Annotated in this window: 19 protein-coding genes; 4 read left to right on the forward strand and 15 right to left on the reverse strand. The window is 56.6% G+C overall.

Translation table 11 applies throughout. The features are described 5' to 3' along the window. Window positions 1-268: 268 nt before the first annotated feature. From BOA8489_RS05770 to BOA8489_RS05815, 10 genes are all read right to left on the reverse strand, one after another. Window positions 269-439: a helix-turn-helix transcriptional regulator gene (locus BOA8489_RS05770; protein ID WP_093973070.1), complete on the reverse strand. Its 171-nt coding sequence runs from the start codon at window positions 437-439 to the stop codon at window positions 269-271. A 61-nt stretch (window positions 440-500) separates the two neighbouring features. Next, on the reverse strand, window positions 501-1,496 hold the full coding sequence (locus tag BOA8489_RS05775; RefSeq protein ID WP_093973071.1) for a hypothetical protein: 996 nt from the start codon (window positions 1,494-1,496) through the stop codon (window positions 501-503). Next, window positions 1,493-2,683, reverse strand: a complete 1,191-nt coding sequence (locus BOA8489_RS05780) for a tyrosine-type recombinase/integrase (RefSeq protein ID WP_093973072.1) — start codon at window positions 2,681-2,683, stop codon at window positions 1,493-1,495. The genes BOA8489_RS05775 and BOA8489_RS05780 overlap by 4 nt, the downstream gene beginning before the upstream one ends. A 163-nt stretch (window positions 2,684-2,846) precedes the next feature. Continuing rightward, window positions 2,847-3,677, reverse strand: coding sequence for an alpha/beta hydrolase (locus tag BOA8489_RS05785; protein WP_093973073.1), 831 nt, complete (start codon window positions 3,675-3,677; stop codon window positions 2,847-2,849). Between the two features lie 3 nt (window positions 3,678-3,680). Further along, window positions 3,681-4,382 carry an ABC transporter ATP-binding protein gene (locus BOA8489_RS05790; protein WP_093973074.1) on the reverse strand — a complete coding sequence of 234 codons (702 nt, stop codon included), beginning with the start codon at window positions 4,380-4,382 and terminating at the stop codon, window positions 3,681-3,683. Further along, window positions 4,382-5,140, reverse strand: a complete 759-nt coding sequence (locus BOA8489_RS05795; protein WP_093973075.1) for an ABC transporter ATP-binding protein — start codon at window positions 5,138-5,140, stop codon at window positions 4,382-4,384. Before BOA8489_RS05795 ends, BOA8489_RS05790 begins: the two co-directional genes overlap by 1 nt. Before the next feature lie 3 nt (window positions 5,141-5,143). Then, window positions 5,144-6,145 (reverse strand): branched-chain amino acid ABC transporter permease, encoded by a 1,002-nt coding sequence (locus tag BOA8489_RS05800; protein ID WP_093973076.1) that lies wholly within the window; start codon window positions 6,143-6,145, stop codon window positions 5,144-5,146. Next, a complete protein-coding gene (locus tag BOA8489_RS05805; protein WP_093973077.1) occupies window positions 6,145-7,068 on the reverse strand; it encodes a branched-chain amino acid ABC transporter permease in 924 nt (307 codons plus the stop codon). Before BOA8489_RS05805 ends, BOA8489_RS05800 begins: the two co-directional genes overlap by 1 nt. Before the next feature lie 78 nt (window positions 7,069-7,146). Beyond that, window positions 7,147-8,313 carry an ABC transporter substrate-binding protein gene (locus tag BOA8489_RS05810; RefSeq protein WP_093973078.1) on the reverse strand — a complete coding sequence of 389 codons (1,167 nt, stop codon included), beginning with the start codon at window positions 8,311-8,313 and terminating at the stop codon, window positions 7,147-7,149. A gap of 103 nt (window positions 8,314-8,416) precedes the next feature. Beyond that, window positions 8,417-8,959, reverse strand: a complete 543-nt coding sequence (locus BOA8489_RS05815) for a 3-hydroxyanthranilate 3,4-dioxygenase (RefSeq protein WP_093973079.1) — start codon at window positions 8,957-8,959, stop codon at window positions 8,417-8,419. 135 nt (window positions 8,960-9,094) lie between these two features. Between BOA8489_RS05815 and BOA8489_RS05820 the strand changes: the two genes are divergently transcribed. Then, window positions 9,095-10,528: an NAD-dependent succinate-semialdehyde dehydrogenase gene (locus tag BOA8489_RS05820; RefSeq protein ID WP_093973080.1), complete on the forward strand. Its 1,434-nt coding sequence runs from the start codon at window positions 9,095-9,097 to the stop codon at window positions 10,526-10,528. Between the two features lie 11 nt (window positions 10,529-10,539). On the opposite strand, the gene BOA8489_RS05825 is transcribed toward BOA8489_RS05820, so the two are convergent. Further along, complete coding sequence (locus tag BOA8489_RS05825) at window positions 10,540-11,313, reverse strand: aspartate dehydrogenase (protein ID WP_093973081.1); 774 nt, start codon at window positions 11,311-11,313, stop codon at window positions 10,540-10,542. Between the two features lie 90 nt (window positions 11,314-11,403). On the opposite strand from BOA8489_RS05825, the gene BOA8489_RS05830 reads away from it, so the two are divergent. Next, a complete protein-coding gene (locus BOA8489_RS05830) occupies window positions 11,404-12,357 on the forward strand; it encodes a dihydrodipicolinate synthase family protein (protein ID WP_093973082.1) in 954 nt (317 codons plus the stop codon). Window positions 12,358-12,387: 30 nt separating this feature from the next. Here the strand turns inward: BOA8489_RS05830 and BOA8489_RS05835 are convergent, their stop codons facing one another. After that, window positions 12,388-14,115: an IlvD/Edd family dehydratase gene (locus tag BOA8489_RS05835; protein WP_370807162.1), complete on the reverse strand. Its 1,728-nt coding sequence runs from the start codon at window positions 14,113-14,115 to the stop codon at window positions 12,388-12,390. A 213-nt stretch (window positions 14,116-14,328) separates the two neighbouring features. Here BOA8489_RS05835 and BOA8489_RS05840 point away from each other — a divergent pair, with 213 nt between their 5' ends. Both BOA8489_RS05840 and BOA8489_RS05845 read left to right on the forward strand, forming a co-directional pair. Continuing rightward, on the forward strand, window positions 14,329-15,168 hold the full coding sequence (locus BOA8489_RS05840) for a flagellar motor protein MotB (protein ID WP_093973084.1): 840 nt from the start codon (window positions 14,329-14,331) through the stop codon (window positions 15,166-15,168). A gap of 98 nt (window positions 15,169-15,266) precedes the next feature. Beyond that, on the forward strand, window positions 15,267-16,583 hold the full coding sequence (locus BOA8489_RS05845) for a flagellar hook protein FlgE (RefSeq protein WP_093973085.1): 1,317 nt from the start codon (window positions 15,267-15,269) through the stop codon (window positions 16,581-16,583). Here BOA8489_RS05845 and BOA8489_RS21050 read toward each other — a convergent pair. From BOA8489_RS21050 to BOA8489_RS20705, 3 genes are all read right to left on the reverse strand, one after another. Then, window positions 16,523-16,663: a flagellin N-terminal helical domain-containing protein gene (locus tag BOA8489_RS21050; RefSeq protein ID WP_370807160.1), complete on the reverse strand. Its 141-nt coding sequence runs from the start codon at window positions 16,661-16,663 to the stop codon at window positions 16,523-16,525. The two genes, BOA8489_RS05845 and BOA8489_RS21050, sit on opposite strands and share 61 nt — an antisense overlap. A 210-nt stretch (window positions 16,664-16,873) precedes the next feature. Next, window positions 16,874-17,209 (reverse strand): hypothetical protein, encoded by a 336-nt coding sequence (locus BOA8489_RS05850; protein WP_093973086.1) that lies wholly within the window; start codon window positions 17,207-17,209, stop codon window positions 16,874-16,876. 1 nt (window position 17,210) lies between these two features. After that, window positions 17,211-17,693: a rod-binding protein gene (locus BOA8489_RS20705; protein ID WP_245813680.1), complete on the reverse strand. Its 483-nt coding sequence runs from the start codon at window positions 17,691-17,693 to the stop codon at window positions 17,211-17,213. Window position 17,694: the final 1 nt, after the last annotated feature.

Raw genomic sequence — 17,694 nt, forward strand, 5'->3', positions numbered from 1 at the left:
GGGCCGCTCGGCGCCACCCTTTTTGCGACGCTGCACTACAAATTGAATGCGATCCCTGCAGACGATCACCCGGTGATGGGCACAGAGGCAGGTGACGACGCCAGAGTAGGCGTCGGAGGTTTCTTGGGGAGAAGTTTGAAAGTCAGTTGATTTCGGTAGAGAGGTCATGCTCGAGCCTTTCCAGTGATAAGGACAGGCGTGGGGCGGATGCTCTTCAAGAACACCAGCGACCCCATGCCATCGGCTGCCGCCGGAGAGTGGGTCGCGTTCATTTGGGTAGGGCAGCGATTGCCGCGTCGATGTCGGCTTCTGGCCAGTAGAGACGCGAGCCGAGTTTGATTGGGCGTGGGATACGACCGAGTTCTAGGTCGCGGTAAATTGAACTGCGGCTGCGATTGCCGAGTTTCGCTTGAAGGTCGTTGAAGTTGAGATAGCGCATGATGGTGCTCGATTTGTTGTTTCCGTGCACAATCAGTAACCATGAAGTTTCGGGACAGTGGCTAGGGTGTCCCTTTTTTGTACCTATTCCATTGCCGCTTTATGCTTTCCCACTTCCCAAGACCTTCAGTTTCGCACTGCGCCGCAGCGCGGTCTACACCCAGAGCGGGAACAAGGTGCTCCATTCGACGAAACCGGAGATTTCGCATTTTGGCATGCTTTGCGTTGATAGCCTTTGCGCTCTCTTGGGCGCCCTTGATAGTTTTAAGGCCTCTAACTGCGTGGGGTTCGTATTCTTTCTTCAAGATCGCCTCATACTCACGGCCGATCCAGTAGGCGTCTCTGCTGAGATGAATTGCGTCGGCAGCGCGACGCCCGCGGTTTCCGAAGCTAGCTTCCAGAAAGCCTTCTCCACTTAAAATCCCAAGGAGCTTTGATTGAAACTGACGATAGGAATCTAGTAGGCAAATGGCATGATCCACCTTTGAGTTCTCTGGAAAGAAACCAATTTTCCACCAAGTATGCAGCATCTTGCTGTATCGCCACGGATAAAGATCCCGTCGACGCCGAAGTTCAAGCGTTCCGTCTCGAATTGAAATTGAGCCTTCCCGTTCTTGAAAAAACAGCTCCTCCTCCCAGCTATCGTCTCTTGCAAGGATGGCTTTTCCAACGTCGCCTTCAAGCTGAATCCAATCACCGTCTGAATCCAAGTAGAGGTAGGTTTCGTGCATGCCTTCGTATTCGATGCCGACTTCTCTTAGACTTTGAATCGCTAGACTCACTTCGTCACGAAACGGCTGACCTAAGCCCTTTCGGTTCGTAAAAATCTCATATCTTCTGCGTAGTTGATGGAACAAGGAGGAAGCATGATATTCTTCCATGCCTTGAGCTTCGTTGCTGTTAATCTTGTCGATGTAGGTCTCTACACCGTCTCCCCTAGTCACATTTGGCAGGACTGATGCGAGGATTTCTAGGCACTCGAACATTTCTTGAACAGAGAGTTTCGAAATGCTGATGCTTTCCCATTGGCGTCTCTGAGCATATTCACGCCAGCTCATAGTGCATCGGCTTCCCAAGACTTCTCAACCATTCCCGCACAACCAAGGGACCACGCTTGCATCAGCCTGCTGCGCTGCTCCAAATAATCAGTCCTCCTATACGCCCGCTCTACGCTGCCTCCGCTGACATGCCCAAGGGCTGTTTCAGCAATCTCGCGCGGTACTTCCGTCGCTTCCGCACACCAATCTCTGAAAGACGACCGGAAGCCGTGAGGTCGTGCCTCAAAACCGCGTCGCTTCATGAAAGAACTCATCGTCATGTCAGAGATCACGCCCTTGCGGAAACCTGGAAAGAGGAAGCCATCCCGCTCGAACTTGCGGGCCTCGTCGATGACGGCTTGCGCTTCGCTCGAGAGCGGCACGCGGAAGGCGCTTGTCGCTCCCACGCGCCCCTTCATGGCCTCGGCAGGGATGGTCCAGACATCTCCGTCAATTTGGTCTTCATGGAAATGTCTAAGAGGATAAGAGCGAACAGCGGTCAATATAAGCAATCTGAGTGCCAGCTCCGTAACCGAGCCACCCGACAGGCTTTGATAGAATTCCGGAACTTCCTGCCACGGAAGGGCAGGGATGTTCTTTGGGGTGTGGCGCTGCTTGCCTAAGAGCGCACGCGCCTTGTCGGTTGCCTGGATGTCTACCTCGAGCCCAAGCGCCGCCGCGTGCTTCAGGCAGATGCCCAGGCGGTTCATTGCCTTCCGGGCCGTGTCTGCCTTGGTGTGCCAGATCGGGGAAAGCGTGTCGCGTATATCGCGTTGGTCAATCTCGCCAATCGGCACCTTGCCGAGTTTTGGAAGAACGTGGAGTTCAAGCGGTGTGAACCACCGTCCCGCTTTACCATCACCCTTGAGTTCCGCCTTGCGGCTTTCGAAGGCGTCGAGGGCGATATCTTTGAGAAGATGCAGATTGCTGGCGGCTTCACGCTTTCTGCGCTCACGTTCCTTGATCGGGTCCAGCCCCTGACGTACCAACGCGCGTGCTTCGTTTGCGACCTCGCGTGCCTCTTTGAGAGACACCTCTGGAAAGGCTCCCAGCCCCATCTCCCGGCGACGCCCATGGATCGATACGCGCATTACCCATTGAGCACCGCCATCAGGACGTTTGAAAAACCAAAGGCCTCCGCCGTCGGAGTATTTGCCTGGCTGAACAGCCTTGAGGGTTTGAGCGCTGAGTTTGTTTAAGGCCCTCAAGAATAAATCCCACTCTCTGTCCACCTCTGCATATGGTATACCATGGAGCAATACGGAACGGTATGGAACAGGAGATGTGCCTAAAATGCTATGAACTTAAAGTAATCTGGAACACGACGGGGCATCAAGATATAGAACTTGGATGCCCTCTTGAGGCACCACTTCAAGCATTCCGGATCATGCTGAGAGTTTCGTGGAAAACGCGAGACCTGCTGTCCGCAAGGTCGGTGATCACGTTGAAGTGGTTGCGGTTTGGGACCTCGAAGGCTTTTGCGCTTCCGTCCGCTTTGACGATCTTGTCGGCATAGTCGCGGCTTTGGCGCTTGAATTCGTCGGTTTCTGTTTCGCCCCATGTGATGATGACCGGACTGTCGGTGGGGATCGGGTGGTGTATCGGGCTGTTTTCACGAGCGGTTTCTTCGGTGAGTGCCAGCCATTCGTTCGGGGCGCAGAAGCGGAGCGGTTCCAGGTCGTAAAGGCCGCTGGCGAGGAGTGCGCCCTTGATTTCGGATCGCAGCGACATGGCGGCGAGGTGCGCGCCGGCTGAGGAACCCGCTAGAAAGATCCGGTTTGGGTCGTAGGGCAGGTTGTCGGGGTTCTCGATCAGGTGTTCGACGGCACGGCGCATTTGATCGACGATCTGGGACAAGGTGGCGATTGGGGCCAGCGTGTATTCAACTACGGCGACTGCAATCCCGTGGGAAACGAATTGATTTGCCATGAAAGCAGATTCGCGGCGGCTGAGTGCGCGCCAGTAGCCTCCGTGGATGAAGATTAGGACGGGGCTTGCGGCGCTCGGTGAGGGGAACAGGTCGATCCGTTCGTCTTCGTGCGGACCGTAGGCGATGTCTTTGAGGACAGTGAGGTCGCTGTAGGCTTCGTCGCTGAGGGTGCGGTAGGCGTGCATTTCTGCGTTGAAGTCCGGGACCGTGGCGCGGGCGTTGTATTGGATTTCAAGCTGCGCGACCGTCATGTCGCGATAGAGGTGTTGCATTGCTTATACCCCTAGATACTTCTCGGCGAAGTTGTCCTCGGCGCGCATGGCGGCGACGTCACCATGCCAGGCGATTTGGCCTTTGACGATGACGTAGTTGTCGTCAGCAAGGCGGGCCATATCATCGAGGTTCTTGTCGATCACCAGGGTCGTTTGGCCTTCCGCCTTGAGTTCGGCAAGCACGGACCAGATTTCCTGGCGGATCATCGGGGCGAGGCCTTCTGTGGCTTCGTCGAGGATCAGAAGCGTGGGATTGGTCATGAGGGCGCGGCCAATTGCGAGCATTTGTTGTTCGCCACCGGAAAGAGAGTTTCCAAGCTGGTTTGCTCGGTCTTTGAGGCGGGGAAAGCGGGCGTAGACTTTGTCGAGATCCCATGGGCCTTTGCGCTCTGCGCGGTTGGCGGCCGTGGCAATGAGGTTCTCGCGCACGCTGAGAGTTGGGAAGATCTGGCGACCTTCGGGGACGAGGGCGATACCAGCGCGGCCGATCTGGTAGGGGCGCTTGGCGGTGATGGTTTCACCCTTGAAGCGGATGGTGCCTGCTTTGGCGGGGGTCAGACCCATGATCGTACGGACGGTGGTGGTTTTGCCCATGCCGTTGCGGCCCATGAGCGTGACGAGGTGGCCCTCGTTTAGGGTAAGGTTGATGCCGAAGAGGACTTGGGACGTTCCGTAGCTGGTTTCGACGTTTTCGAGGGTCAGCATTATGCGGCTCCCTCGTCATGAAGTTCGTGGGTTCCGAGGTAGGCTTCCTGAACGTCACGATTTGTGCGGATCGCTTCGGGCGCGTCGGTGGCGATGATCTTGCCGTAGACCAGGACCGAAATCTCATCGGCGAGAGAGAAGACGACGTCCATGTCGTGCTCGACGAGCAGCATCGTTGTCGTGTCGCGGAGGCTGTCGAGGAGATCGGTGAGGCTGCGGCTTTCGTCGACGCCCATGCCTGCCATGGGTTCGTCCAGCAGGAGGAGTTTGGGGTCGGCGGCGAGCGCCATCGCGATTTCAAGCTGGCGTTTCTGGCCGTGGGCGAGGTTTTGCGCGCGGGTGTCGGCTTCGGTTGCGAGGCCCGTGCGTTCGAGGATGGCTTCGGCTTTGGCGCGCTCTTCGCGGTCGGCAGAGGCTTTGGCAAAGATGCGGAAGACTTGGTTGTTCAGGGATTGCAGAACGAGAGCGACGTTGTCGCGGACGGTGAATTCGGGGATGACGGAAGTGATTTGGAAGCTGCGGACCAGCCCGGCATGGGGGCGTTTGTGGGCGGGAAGGGCGAGGAGATCCTGGCCATCGAAGGTGATCGTTCCGCTGTCGGGGGTGAGGTAGCCCGAGATTTGGCTGATGAGGGTGGTTTTTCCGGCTCCGTTTGGGCCGATCAGGGCGTGGATCGTGCCTTGTTTGACCGTTAGGGATACGTTGTCGGTGGCCGTGAGAGCTCCGAAGGATTTGGAGAGGTTTTGGATGTCGAGCATGCTCTACCCCTCCCTCCTGAAGATAAGGCCGTAGAGGCCGGTCTTGGCGAAGAGGACGATCAGGATCAGGATTGGACCAAAGACCACGCGCCAGTGTTCTTTGAGAAGGTCCATGCCGAGTTCATGGAAGATGATGGGCAGGAATTCTTCGAGGAGGAGGAAGACGAAAGCGCCCATGACGGGGCCGATGAGTGTTCCGATGCCGCCGAGGATGACGACGATCATCAGGTCTCCGGACTTGGTCCAGTGGGTGAGGCCGGGGCTGACGAATTCGGTGTGGTTCGCCATGAGCGCGCCTGCGAGGCCTGCGCCTGCTCCGGCGATGACGAAAATCAGGAGTTTTGCCGTATAGGGGCGGATGCCGATGGAGGTCATGCGGTCTTCGTTTTGTCGGATGGCGGCAAGGACGCGACCGAATTTTGAGCGGACGAGGCGGTGGCAGAAGACGAAGAACGCCGTGAAGATGGCGAGGCAGAAGTAGTAGAAGGTGATGCGGTCGTTGAGGTCGAGGATGGGCAGGACGTTGCGTCCTTCGAACATCATCATGCCGTCGTCACCGCCGTAGGCTTCGAGCGAGACGAAAAGGAAGAATAGCATTTGTCCGAATGAGAGAGTGATCATGATGAAGTAGACGCTCTTTGTACGCAAAGCGAGGGCGCCTATGATGAGGGCGAAAACGGCGGAGATCAGGATAGCGAGTGGCAAGACGACGAGGCCTGTGAGGGTGCCGTCGAAACCGAGGAATGTGGTTTCCTCGAAGTTGTGAAAGGCGAGGATTCCGACGACATAGGCGCCAACACCGAAGAAGGCTGCGTGGCCGAAGCTTACGAGGCCGGTGTAGCCGATAAGGAGATCGAGGCTGACGGCGCCGATAGCGAAGATGACAAGGCGTGTGGCGGTCGAGATGAGGTAGGACGAGTCGGCGGCGGTCAGGATCCATGGGAGAACCACGAGGATTAGCGCGCCGAGGCCATAGAAGGCCGGGAGGTGTTTGTCGCTGAGCATCAGGCTGCTCTCGCGACGGGGAAGAGGCCGGTTGGTTTGAAGATCAGCACGATGATCATCAGGAGGTAGACCGACATTGATGACAGGGCGGCGCCGATGCCGTTAGCGGTGGCTGGGTCGAGGAACTGGCCGAGGAGATCGGGGAGAAAGGCGCGACCCAATGTGTCGACCAGGCCGACGGTGAGTGCGCCGAGGAGGGCTCCCCGGATGGAGCCTATACCGCCGATGACGATGCAAACGAAGCTGAGGATCAGGAGGTTTTCGCCCATTCCGACCTCGACTGATGTAAGTGGGCCGGAAAGGCCGCCTGCGAGACCTGCAAAGAGCGCTCCGACGACGAAGATCGTCGTGTTGAGGGCTTGGATGTTGACGCCAAGCGCGCGGATCATTTCGGGGTTTGTGGTGCCTGCACGGATACGCATCCCGGTGCGGGTTTTCACGATGATGAACCACAGGATGGCGGCAACCATCAAGCCGACCGCAATGATTGTGATGCGGTAGAGCGGGTAGGAGAAGGTTTCGGTGATCTGGATGGCGCCGGAAAGAGCTTCGGGGACGTTTAGGAATAGGGGCGTCCGGCCAAAGACGATAGAGACGCCTTCGTTGAAGAACAGGATCAGGCCGAAGGTGGCGAGGACCTGGTCGAGGTGGTCGCGGTGATAGAGCGGACGGATGATGAGGAGTTCTATGACCAGAGCGAAGGCGGCGACGACCGGGAATGACAATATGAGTCCGACGAAGAAAGAGCCGGTGAGGTTGGTCAGGACCGCAACAGCGTAGGCTCCGATCATAAAGAGTGAACCGTGCGCAAGGTTGATGATGTTCATGAAGCCGAAGACCAGCGTCAGACCTGCCGAGACGAGAAACAGGAACATGCCAAGTTGCAGGCCGTTCAGCAGTTGCTCAAAGAATAGCTGGGTCATTAAGGGGTTCCGGGGTGGTGACGTTGAAAGGGCCGGCCGATGAAAGGCCAGCCCTTTTATTATTGCCGGTGTTTTGGCTTACATTTTGCACTCGCCGACATAGGCGTCAGCGTGGTTTTCGACAATGATGCCAGTTGTCCGGTTGCGGAATTCGCCGTCAATCTCGACCACCTCACGGGAGTACCAGTTCTGGATCGGGTGATTGTTGGTGTTGAAGGCGAATGGGCCGCGCACCGCTTCGAAGTCGGCGGCTCTCAGGGCCGCGCGGAAGCCATCCATGTCGGCTGTGACTGCTCCGCCGGTTGCGCGCAGGGCGCTGGAGATGAGTCGGGCTGTGTCGTAGCCCTGGCTGGCGTAAACCGTGGGCGAGCGGCCATAGGTTTCCTCGAAGCTGGCGACAAAGGCGATGTTGGCCGGATTGTCGAGGTCGTGGTTCCAGTGCGAGGTGTTCTGGACACCCAGCATGGAAGCGCCGACCGCGCGCAGGATGTTGATGTCAGCCGAGGGTGCCGCAAGCACGAGTGGGATCTCGTCGCGCAAGCCAGCCTGATCGTATTGCTTCATGAAGTTGATGCCCATTCCGCCGGGGAGGAACTGGAACACCATTTCAGGCTGAGCGGCGCGAATCTTGGCGATTTCGGCGGCATAATCGGTTTGGCCAAGTTGTGTGTAGGTTTCTTCGACAATGTCGCCAGTGAAGAAGCGCTTGAACCCGGCAAGGGCGTCTTTGCCCGCCTGATAATTCGGCGCGAGGATATAGGCGTTCTTGTAGCCAAGATTCGAGGCCGCGATACCCGCCGATTCGTGGAGGGTGTCGTTCTGCCACGAGGCGACGAAGTAGTTTTCGTGGCAGGCTTTGCCTGCGAATTGAGATGGGCCGGAGTTCGGCGAGATGTAAAAGCGACCTGCGCGCAGGGTCAGGGGTGCGACAACAGGAGCGATGTTGGAGAAGATGACGCCGGTCATGATCTCGACCTCGTCCCTTTCAAGGAAACGTTCAGCAATGGCCCGGCCGTTTTCGGGCTTGAGGCCGTCGTCTTCGACAATGACCTCTACGGGAACGCCCCCAAGTGTTCCGCCTTCCTCTTCGATGGCGAGAAGAAAGCCATCACGAACATCGGTTCCAAGATAGCCCGCAGGCCCTGACAGAGTGGTGATCATGCCGATCTTTACGGCGTCCTGCGCAAAGCTGACGCTTGCGAGCGCGGAAAGCGCGGTGGCTGCAAGTAGTGTCTTCAGTTTCATGGAGTTCTCCCTGGTGAACATGCGCGCAGTTTTGGGTCGCGCGATTATTGTGAGAAGAGTGCCGTGCGGGAATCGCGCCCGTCAACGGCTAAATTTCTGATTTTTAAAGCTGAACCCATCCTTCCGGGGCGTCTTTTCCGGGGTGGATTGTGCCGCAGTTCGGGCAGGTTCTGGCTTCTTGCGATGCGTAGAAGGCCTGATAGATCGGCGGCAAATCCCGCACGATGGATTGAAGTTGTTTTTCGGCGCGATGCACGCAGGTGCCGCATTCGAAACAGTACCATTCGATTGCATCAAGCTCGCCTTTCTGGCGTTTTGGTTCGATGACAAGACCAATGGAGCCTTCCTGCGGGCGCTGGGGCGAATGGCGGATGTGTGGCGGCAGGAGAAAGATATCGCCCTCGCGGATGGGAACGTCGTAGAATTCCTCTCCGTCGTAGAGTTTCAGGAGCATGTCGCCTTTGATCTGGTAGAAGAACTCCTCGACAGGGTCATCATGATAGTCAGTGCGCTTGTTCGGGCCGCCGACAATGGTGACCATCATGTCGGCATCCTCCCAGATCTGCTGATTGCCGACAGGGGGTTTCAGCAGGTGCTTGTGCTCTTCGATCCAGCCGCTGAAGTTGAACGCGCTTAGTCTCGCCATATCAGTCCTCCGTCGTGTTTTCAAAAGAGTGCGAGGTTATGCGCCTCTTTTCAATGAACAATTCAAACTGTGGGTGTTTGCGTTGGTCGGTTTCCGTCATATCGTCGGGCGGAATGCACAAAAACTGGCGGTCACATGGAATATCCCGATCTTTCACTTTTTGTAGGTGGCGCGTGGCGCAAGACTGCGAATTCCTTGCCCGTGGTGAACCCCTCAAATGAAGTTGAGATCGGTCGGGTCCCGGTTGCATCAACCGCCGATCTTGACGATGCGCTTAATGCTGCCGAGGCCGGGTTTCGCGTGTGGAGCAAGGTTTCGCCGCGTGAGCGAAGCGATGTGATGCTGCGGGCGGCACGGTTGATGCGCGAGCGGATTGATGAGATCGCCTATTCGATTACACTTGAGCATGGGAAACCCTTTCGGCAGGGACAACTTGAGGTCATCCGGGGCGCGGAGTTTTTCGAATGGGATGCAGGCGAGGCGCAGCGCCTCTATGGGCGCGTGATCCCAGGTGTCGAAGGCATTCGCCACTCGGTTTTGCGCCAGCCGATTGGGCAGGTTGCGGCGTTCTCTCCGTGGAATTTCCCGATGAGCCAACCGGCGCGAAAGATTGCCGGGGCTTTGGCTTCGGGCTGTTCGGTAATACTCAAGGCGGCAGAGGAAACTCCAGGCGGGGCATACCATATCGCGCGTGCGTTTAAGGATGCGGGATTGCCGGACGGAGTTCTGAATTTGGTGTTCGGCGTGCCTGCCGATATTTCCGGGCACCTCATTCCAGATGAACGCATTCGGTTGGTGGCGTTTACTGGTTCGACGGTCGTCGGACGGCATTTGACAACAATGGCGTCAGAATACATGACTCCGGTTCTTATGGAGCTTGGGGGTCATGCCCCGGTCATTGTTTGCGGTGATGTGGATCCGGCCGTGGTAGCGCCGATTTGCGCAGAGCGGAAATATCGAAACGCGGGGCAGGTCTGCACGTCGCCGACGCGGTTCTACGTTGATGAGGGTTTGTTCGATCGGTTCACGGATGGGTTCGTTTCAAAGGCCCGTTCGACTGTCGTAGGGGACGGATTCAGTGATGGAGTTCAGATGGGACCCGTGGCGAATGATCGGCGATTGGCGGCGATGGCGACCCTGGTCGAGGACGCTGTTTCGCAAGGCGCCGAATTACTGGCGGGCGGCGCGCGGATCGGGAACGCCGGCTATTTCTTCGAGCCGACTGTACTGGCGAATGTGCCTGACTCGGCGCGCGTCATGACGGAGGAACCATTTGGCCCAATTGCCGTTCTGAATCCGATCAAGTCCCTGGATGATGGGATCATGCAAGCGAACAGGCTGCCTTACGGGCTTGCGGCCTATGGGTTTACGCATTCCGCGGCGAACGCACATGAAATGGCCGAGCGCGTTGAAACCGGGAACTTGTCGATCAATACGCTTGAGGCATCCTTGCCAGAGACACCTTTTGGTGGCGTGAAGTGGAGTGGATATGGGCGCGAAGGCGGTGAAGAAGGATTGCACCATTACACGGTCGTGAAGAACGTCTCTCACAAGATGTCGATTGAGTGACGACAGTTACTTCAAAACCTGATCGGTTTGCGATCTTCGAGGATTTTGGCGACGACGCTCATAGCCGCGAGCGCCGAGCTTTTCGGATTGTCAGGCAGGCTCTTGCCAGAGATCGTGAAGGTGAGCGAGCCAAAAGAACCGGCGGCCCGGACTTCGTGGATGTTTGCTGAAGCATCCGGATCTGCAATCAATTCGACAGTAGTATTGTCAAATCCAAGAGACGACAGAGCAACCGCAGCAGCGACATTTGCGTTCTTGGGATAGGCAAGGGAGGCTTTCCGCGCTGATCCCGAGAAATGGATTGTCGCTTTTTGGAGGCTTGCAAGGTCGACTTTGTCTTCGGCGGGCGAGCCGACCCAGCCCATTGGAGGTTTGCGACCGACATACGTCACCTCGTGGAGCTCACCAATGCGCGCAGCCCGCAGAGCGTCGAGCGCACCAATTGCCCCGCTTGCGAGGTGAAGAACGGCCCCGCCGTATTGGGCGGCGTTGACAACTTCGGTTTCGAGGGCGGCATCTGCGAGCGCGCCGATCGAGACCGTCACGACGTCAATTCCTGTTCGAAGCGCCTCAATGCCGTGTGTGCGCAAAGCTTCGTGGCCAGCGCAGTCGATGAGCATATCAATGCCCTTCGGAAGGTCAGCGACAGACGAGACTGCGGGCGTTTCATCGTTGGATTCTTTCCCTGGTCGGACGATGATTGCAGCGACTGGGAGTCCTGCGGATGCAAGATGTGCGCGGACATAGGAAGCGATTGCTCCGGACCCGATAAGTGCGATGGACATGGGATTCCTGACGTTGTCTTTTGCTGGCGAGTCTATGGGGAGTGTGGGCTCTGTGCTATCCGTTTCGGGAAATCAGTTGCGAGGCCCGCTATGAAATATGCCAAGAGCGAAGCGAAAGATTTTGCGCGCAGCAATATGCATGGCATTTGGGCTGCGGCTTTGAACCCATTTCATGCGGATGGGTCGTTCAATGAAGAAGGATTGCGTTCGAATATTCGCCATTGGGTTGATGAACTGGAAATTCGCGGCTTGTTCATTGCGGGAAAGCAGGGCGAATTCTTTTCGATGTCGATGGAAGAGCGCGCGCGCAATATGACGATCGCCGTCGAGGAATGTGGCGCGCGCGCGGGAACGATCATGTCGATTTCCGATCAGAACGTTTCGAATGTGGTTGAGTTGGGGCTTCATGCGCAGGCCTGTGGAGCGGATTACGTTGTGGTCCATGCGCCGGTTCTGAGCTTTTGCCATGACCGGGATGAGGTTCTGTACAACTATTACAAGTACCTATGTGACCGCTTGGACATCGGCGTCGCAATGTGGAGCCACCCGGACAGCGGGTATCTGATGGAGCCGGAGCAGTGCGCGCGAATTGCCGAACTGCCGAACATCGTCGCGATCAAGTATTCCGTGCCGCGCGAGATGTATGTGCGGTTGAGCCATATGGTCGGTGATTTGATTCAGGTTTCCACGTCTTTGGAAGACGATTGGTTGGACAATATCGAGGAGCTGGGGTGGAGACTTTATCTGTGTTCGTCGCCGCCCTATCAGTTGCAGACCAGGAACGATAAGCGGATGCACGAATACACGGAACTGGCTTTTGCAGGTCGGTTTGAGGAGGCGCGCGTGGTTCGTGACAGTCTGGAGCCTGTACGTCAGGCAATCCGTTCGACCAAGCCCGGCGGAAAGCCGACGGCGCATGGAAAATACTGGCAAGAGCTTTTGGGTCAGGTCGGCGGCTTTGTCCGCCATCCGATGCTGGAGCTGACCGAAGACGAAAAACGCCGGACTCGCGAGGCGTTCGAAGGCTGTGGTCTGACGCTTTGAGGGCGGGCTAGGCCCGCCCCTTTCTGCTGCTTAGTGGTTGTCGCGTGGTGTGCCTTTCGAGCGAGCGATATCCTGGTATTCGGGAGCGCCTCGCAGCACCATTCCTTCGCTGAGTGGGCCGACACGTTCGCGGAAAATCTCTTGCCAGGGCGACTGGCTATCCGGCGTAAACGGTCTTTCAGGAAGCGCGCTGCGGCGCGCTTCAAGTGTTGCCTCATCCACCAACATGTCCGCCGTACAGGCTTCAAGGTCGATCCGGATGCGATCATCAGTTTGAACAAGCGCAAGACCCCCTCCGGCAGCGGCTTCAGGCGAAGCGTTCAGTATGGAAGGTGACCCGGAGGTGCCGGACTGGCGGCCATCACCGATGCATGGCAGGGCAGTAATGCCTCTTTTCAGCAGATATGAGGGCGCACGCATGTTCACGACTTCCGCCGCACCCGGATAGCCAATCGGCCCCGCGCCGCGCATGATCAGGACACAGTTTTCGTCGATGCCCAGAGACTCGTCGTCGATGCGTTTGTGATAATCCTCGGGACCATCAAAGACGATGGCGCGGCCTTCGAAAGCGTTCGGGTGGTCCGCGTTGGAGAGGTAACGCTCGCGGAACTCCTTCGAGATCACGCTTGTTTTCATGATAGCGCTGTCAAACAGATTGCCCTTGAGGTTGATGAAGCCCGCGTCTTTGAGCATGGGATTGGATGCAGGTTTAATGACATCTGTATTGTCACTTCTGACACCGCTGCAGTTTTCCTGCATTGTCTTGCCATTCACCGTGATCGCGTCTGGATGCGGCAATAGCCCTGCTTCAAGCAATTCGCCAATAACCGCCGGGACGCCACCGGCGCGATGGTAGTCTTCGCCGAGGTATTCGCCAGCGGGTTGCAGGTTGACCAAAAGCGGGACTTTGTAGCCGAGCGCCTGCCAGTCGTCGTTGTCCAGCGGCACACCCAAGTGTCGGGCGATTGCATTCAAGTGAATTGGTGCGTTCGTGGAGCCGCCAATCGCCGAGTTGACTACGACTGCATTTTCAAAAGCCTTCCGCGTCATAATGTCGGACGGGCGCATATCGGTGTTGACCATTTCGATGATGCGCTTGCCGGTCTGATAGCTGATCTGCCCCCTTTCGCGATAGGGGGCGGGAATCGCAGCGGACCCGGGAAGCTGCATGCCCAGCGCCTCGGCGAGCGAGTTCATCGTGCTGGCCGTGCCCATGGTGTTGCAATAGCCGACCGACGGTGTCGAGGACGCAACGAGGTCCATGAAGCCATCGTCGTCGATTTCTCCGGCGGCCTGCATTTCGCGGGCTTTCCAGACGATTGTGCCTGAACCGGTGCGTTTGCCGCGGAACCAGCCGTTCAGCATCGGCCCGACTGACAGTGCAATTGCCGGGATGTTGACGGTGGCCGCGGCCATCAAAAGCGCAGGTGTGGTCTTGTCGCATCCAATGTTCAGGACGACACCGTCAATCGGGTATCCGTAGAGCGTCTCGACCAATGAAAGGTATGCGAGGTTGCGGTCAAGCGATGCCGTGGGACGTTTACCGGTTTCCTGAATTGGGTGTACCGGGATTTCAATGACGGTACCTCCTGCCGCAATCACACCGTCTCGCACGCGTTTTGAAAGCTCGATGTGGTGGCGGTTGCACGGGCTTAGGTCGCTGCCGGTTTGAGCGATACCGATGATTGGTTTGCCAGACTGCAGTTCTTCCCGGGTAAGACCGTAGTTCAGGTACCGCTCGAGGTAGAGCGCGGTCATCTCCTGATTGTTGGGGTTATTAAACCATTCTTGAGAGCGCAATTTGGGTTTGGTCACGGCGTGTGTCCTTTGATGGTGGCTGGCTTCTTCAGTAGTCCAAAGCTCGAGGGTGTTCCAGTGGATCGCGGTGGTGAGTAAAGCGTTTATGGAAGTTAACGGGTTGTTCAATGCTTTCCGATAGCCGAACAGCGGGGGCGATGTTTGGGGTGAAGTATGTCCGCTGCTTCCAACGCGCCGATTATTATCAAGCGCAAGAAGGTCATTGCCGGAGGTCACCACGGTGGTGCCTGGAAAGTTGCTTACGCCGACTTTGTGACTGCCATGATGGCGTTCTTTCTGCTGATGTGGCTGCTTGGTGCAACAAATGAAAAACAGCGCAAGGGAATCGCTGATTACTTCAACCCGACGATTCCAATCATGAAGGCGTCCGGTGGCGGCGACGGCGCTTTCGGAGGGGATAGCATTTTCTCGCAGAACTCGCTTGCCAGCCAGGGCACCGGGGCGGCAACGACTTATTCCACTGAAGAGGGTGCAGCAAATCGTTCGGCGATCGATGGCGGCACTTCTGCCCAAAGCGCTGCGCAAGAGGCCGCGATGCTGGCGGAAATGGCGGACGCGCTTTCGGGGCGAAGCGGCGAAAGCATGGTGAGTGCCTTGCTGGGACGTCATATTGTGACGCGGCTTACAGATGAGGGAATGATCGTCGAGGTTTTTGACCTGCCGGATGCGCCGCTGTTCACCGAAACAGCCGAACCGACAGTGGAACTTAGGTCGATTGTCTTGGCGGTCGCTGAGGTTTTCCGACTGGTATCCAATGACATAGCGACTCAAACACACACGGCGGCGGTTCCTTTGGTGAGTGCTGAGAACCATGTGTGGGAGCAGTCGTCCAAGCGCGCGGATCAAGTTCGCCAGATGCTGGAAAGCGCAGGACTTGATCCGCGCCGAATGCAGCGCGTTACAGGATTTGCCGACAGAAGACCCGTCACTCGAGACCCTTTGTCGATCCGCAACAACCGTGTCGAGATGATCCTCTTGCGCAGCCGGTTATGAGAGAATTTCAGAGCAATTTTAGCTGTTAGCACGACGTTAAGCCCCGCCGGTAGAACAGACCACGACAGAAAGTCGTTCTTGTAGAAAGGTGCAGAAGCATGACCATCTCTTCCTCATTGAATGCCGGCGTCGCGGGTCTGGCCGCAAATGCCAGCCGGCTGGCCACCATTGCGGATAACATCGCAAACTCAGCTACTTATGGATACAAGCGCGCCGAGGCGGAATTCTCATCGCTCGTTATTGAAAGCGGTCAGGGCACCTATTCCGCGGGCGGAGTCCGGGTGACGACACAACGGGTCATTGACCAGCCCGGCGCACTGGCGACTACGAATAACGCAACCGACCTTGCCGTGCGGGGCCGCGGATTTCTACCGGTTACCACCGAGAGCTCACTATTGAGCGATACCGGGGACTTCCCGCTGTTTCTTGCAACAACCGGTTCATTTCGCACGGATGAAGACGGATTTCTCAGAACAACGTCTGGCGTTACCTTGATGGGTTGGCCAGCAGATCCGGATGGATCCATTCCAACGTTCCCACGTGATACCGGCGCCGGACTGGTGCCGGTTCAGATCAACGTCAATCAGTTCACGTCCGAGCCGACCACGCGTATTGCGCTGGGCGTAAACCTGCCAGCCACGGAGACCGAATTCGGAGCTGATGGGAATCCCTTGGAACTGTCGGTTGAATACTTCGACAACCTTGGCACCTCACAGTCAGTGAATATCGAGTTCACCCCAATAATCCCCACAGTCGCCGGCGCGTCGAATACTTGGACGATGGTCCTGACAGACTCTGCAAGTGGGGGTGGAGTCATCGGTGAGTACGAGGTTGTCTTTGATGCCTCGCGCGGATCGGGGGGCACGATAACCGCGGTCAACACCACAACAGGCGGCGCCTATAACCCGGCTACGGGCGATTTCACGGTCAATGTTGCGGGCGGTCCGATTGATATCAACATTGGTGCTGTTGGCACTGGAACCGGCTTGACTCAGCTTTCAGACAGCTTTGCACCGACCTCTATTTCCAAAGACGGCTCCCCGGTGGGCAACCTGATTTCCGTCGAGGTAGATGCAAATTGTTTTGTCAGAGCAAACTTCGATATCGGGATTACGCGAACGATCTATCAGATTCCTCTGATCGACTTGCCAAATCCCAACGGGTTGATTGCCCAAGACAATCAGGCCTATCGGACATCAAATGAAAGCGGCAGCTTTTTCCTTTGGGATGCAGCAGATGGGCCGACCGGCGATGTCGTTGGATTTGCGCTTGAAGAAAGCGCCACTGACGTTGCGGGTGAATTGACCCAACTCATTCAGACCCAGCGCGCCTATTCTTCAAACGCCAAGGTTATTCAGACCGTGGAGTTGTCGGTTGCAGACGAGATCTTTTTACCAGTTGAGATCTGGTTTTGAGCTTCGACAAGATTGCTGTTGATTGTGCGGAGGTTTTGAAGCGCTACCATTGCGCTGGTGTTGGTAAGAATACTAGCCATCGGGCTGTCTCCTGTCAGTAGGTGGCTTTCCACCTGTTTTCGGGAACGTCGTTTTGACGTGAGAAGCCATTCTGACTGTTGCACCCCCGCCCCCGAGGTTTACATGCAGGTCCATTCAGGACGTGATGCGACACTCGTCTCTATTGATTAATAGGGTTTAAATTTCGAGCAACGAAGCCAGACTGTCTGAGACAGAATTTACAGAGAATTTTAGAGTTTTTGTTCAAGTCTGTCGCGTCGCGGAAGCATTGGCTTGCGTTGCCCGTTTGGCCCGTAAAAGGCTTGCTGCTCTTGCGTTTTCGCGTCCGTGATTTGCCTGATTGCAGCTTTTAGTCCTCGACCTGATGCAGCAAGTAGCAAGGCATTGCGTTTGGCAGTAGCCATAATGCCCTCCAACTGCTCAGTGGACGTATTTGCGTCGTCACGGACCGCGCTCAGTAGAGCGAGTTTCCGTGCACCTAAAGCTTCAAGTTCCTCGATCTGCCCTTTAAGAATTTTTTGACGTTCCATGGCCAAAAGGTCTTCGAGATCATCTGCAGCCGTCATATCAAGCCTCGCGATCAATCAGGGATTTGTAGATCGATTCAGCAAGGCCGATACCGCCTTTTTCAACCATCGCAATGGCGCGTTGCTGGTTCAGAAAGCTCGAGAATTGCTCCTCGCCGATTCCACCTCCAAAGGAGTCATTTGTTTTGCCAAGTCCGCCCTTGCTGAGCATTTCGGACAAGAAGGTTGACTCCAGAGATTTGGAAAGCCGCCACAAATCGGGGTTTATTCGGTTGAGAATAGTGTCGCCTTGGCTTGTGGGGACTGTCGATAAATCGTTCGGCATTTTTGAATCCTCGGAATCGGTTGAATTTGATCCAACTATCCGGTGCGTCGGTAAAGAAGCGGTAACTTTGTCAGGGTAAATCGGGTCGTGAACGGACAGAAGGTCCACGGCCATGGTATTTTCAATGACGGTACGTGACGTTGCCACGTTGCTTGAAGGCAATGTGGCGGGCTCTAGATCCGCGGTGGTGCCAGACACG

Origin of the sequence: Boseongicola aestuarii (assembly GCF_900184815.1) — a bacterium.
Taxonomy (GTDB): Bacteria; Pseudomonadota; Alphaproteobacteria; order Rhodobacterales; family Rhodobacteraceae; genus Boseongicola; species Boseongicola aestuarii.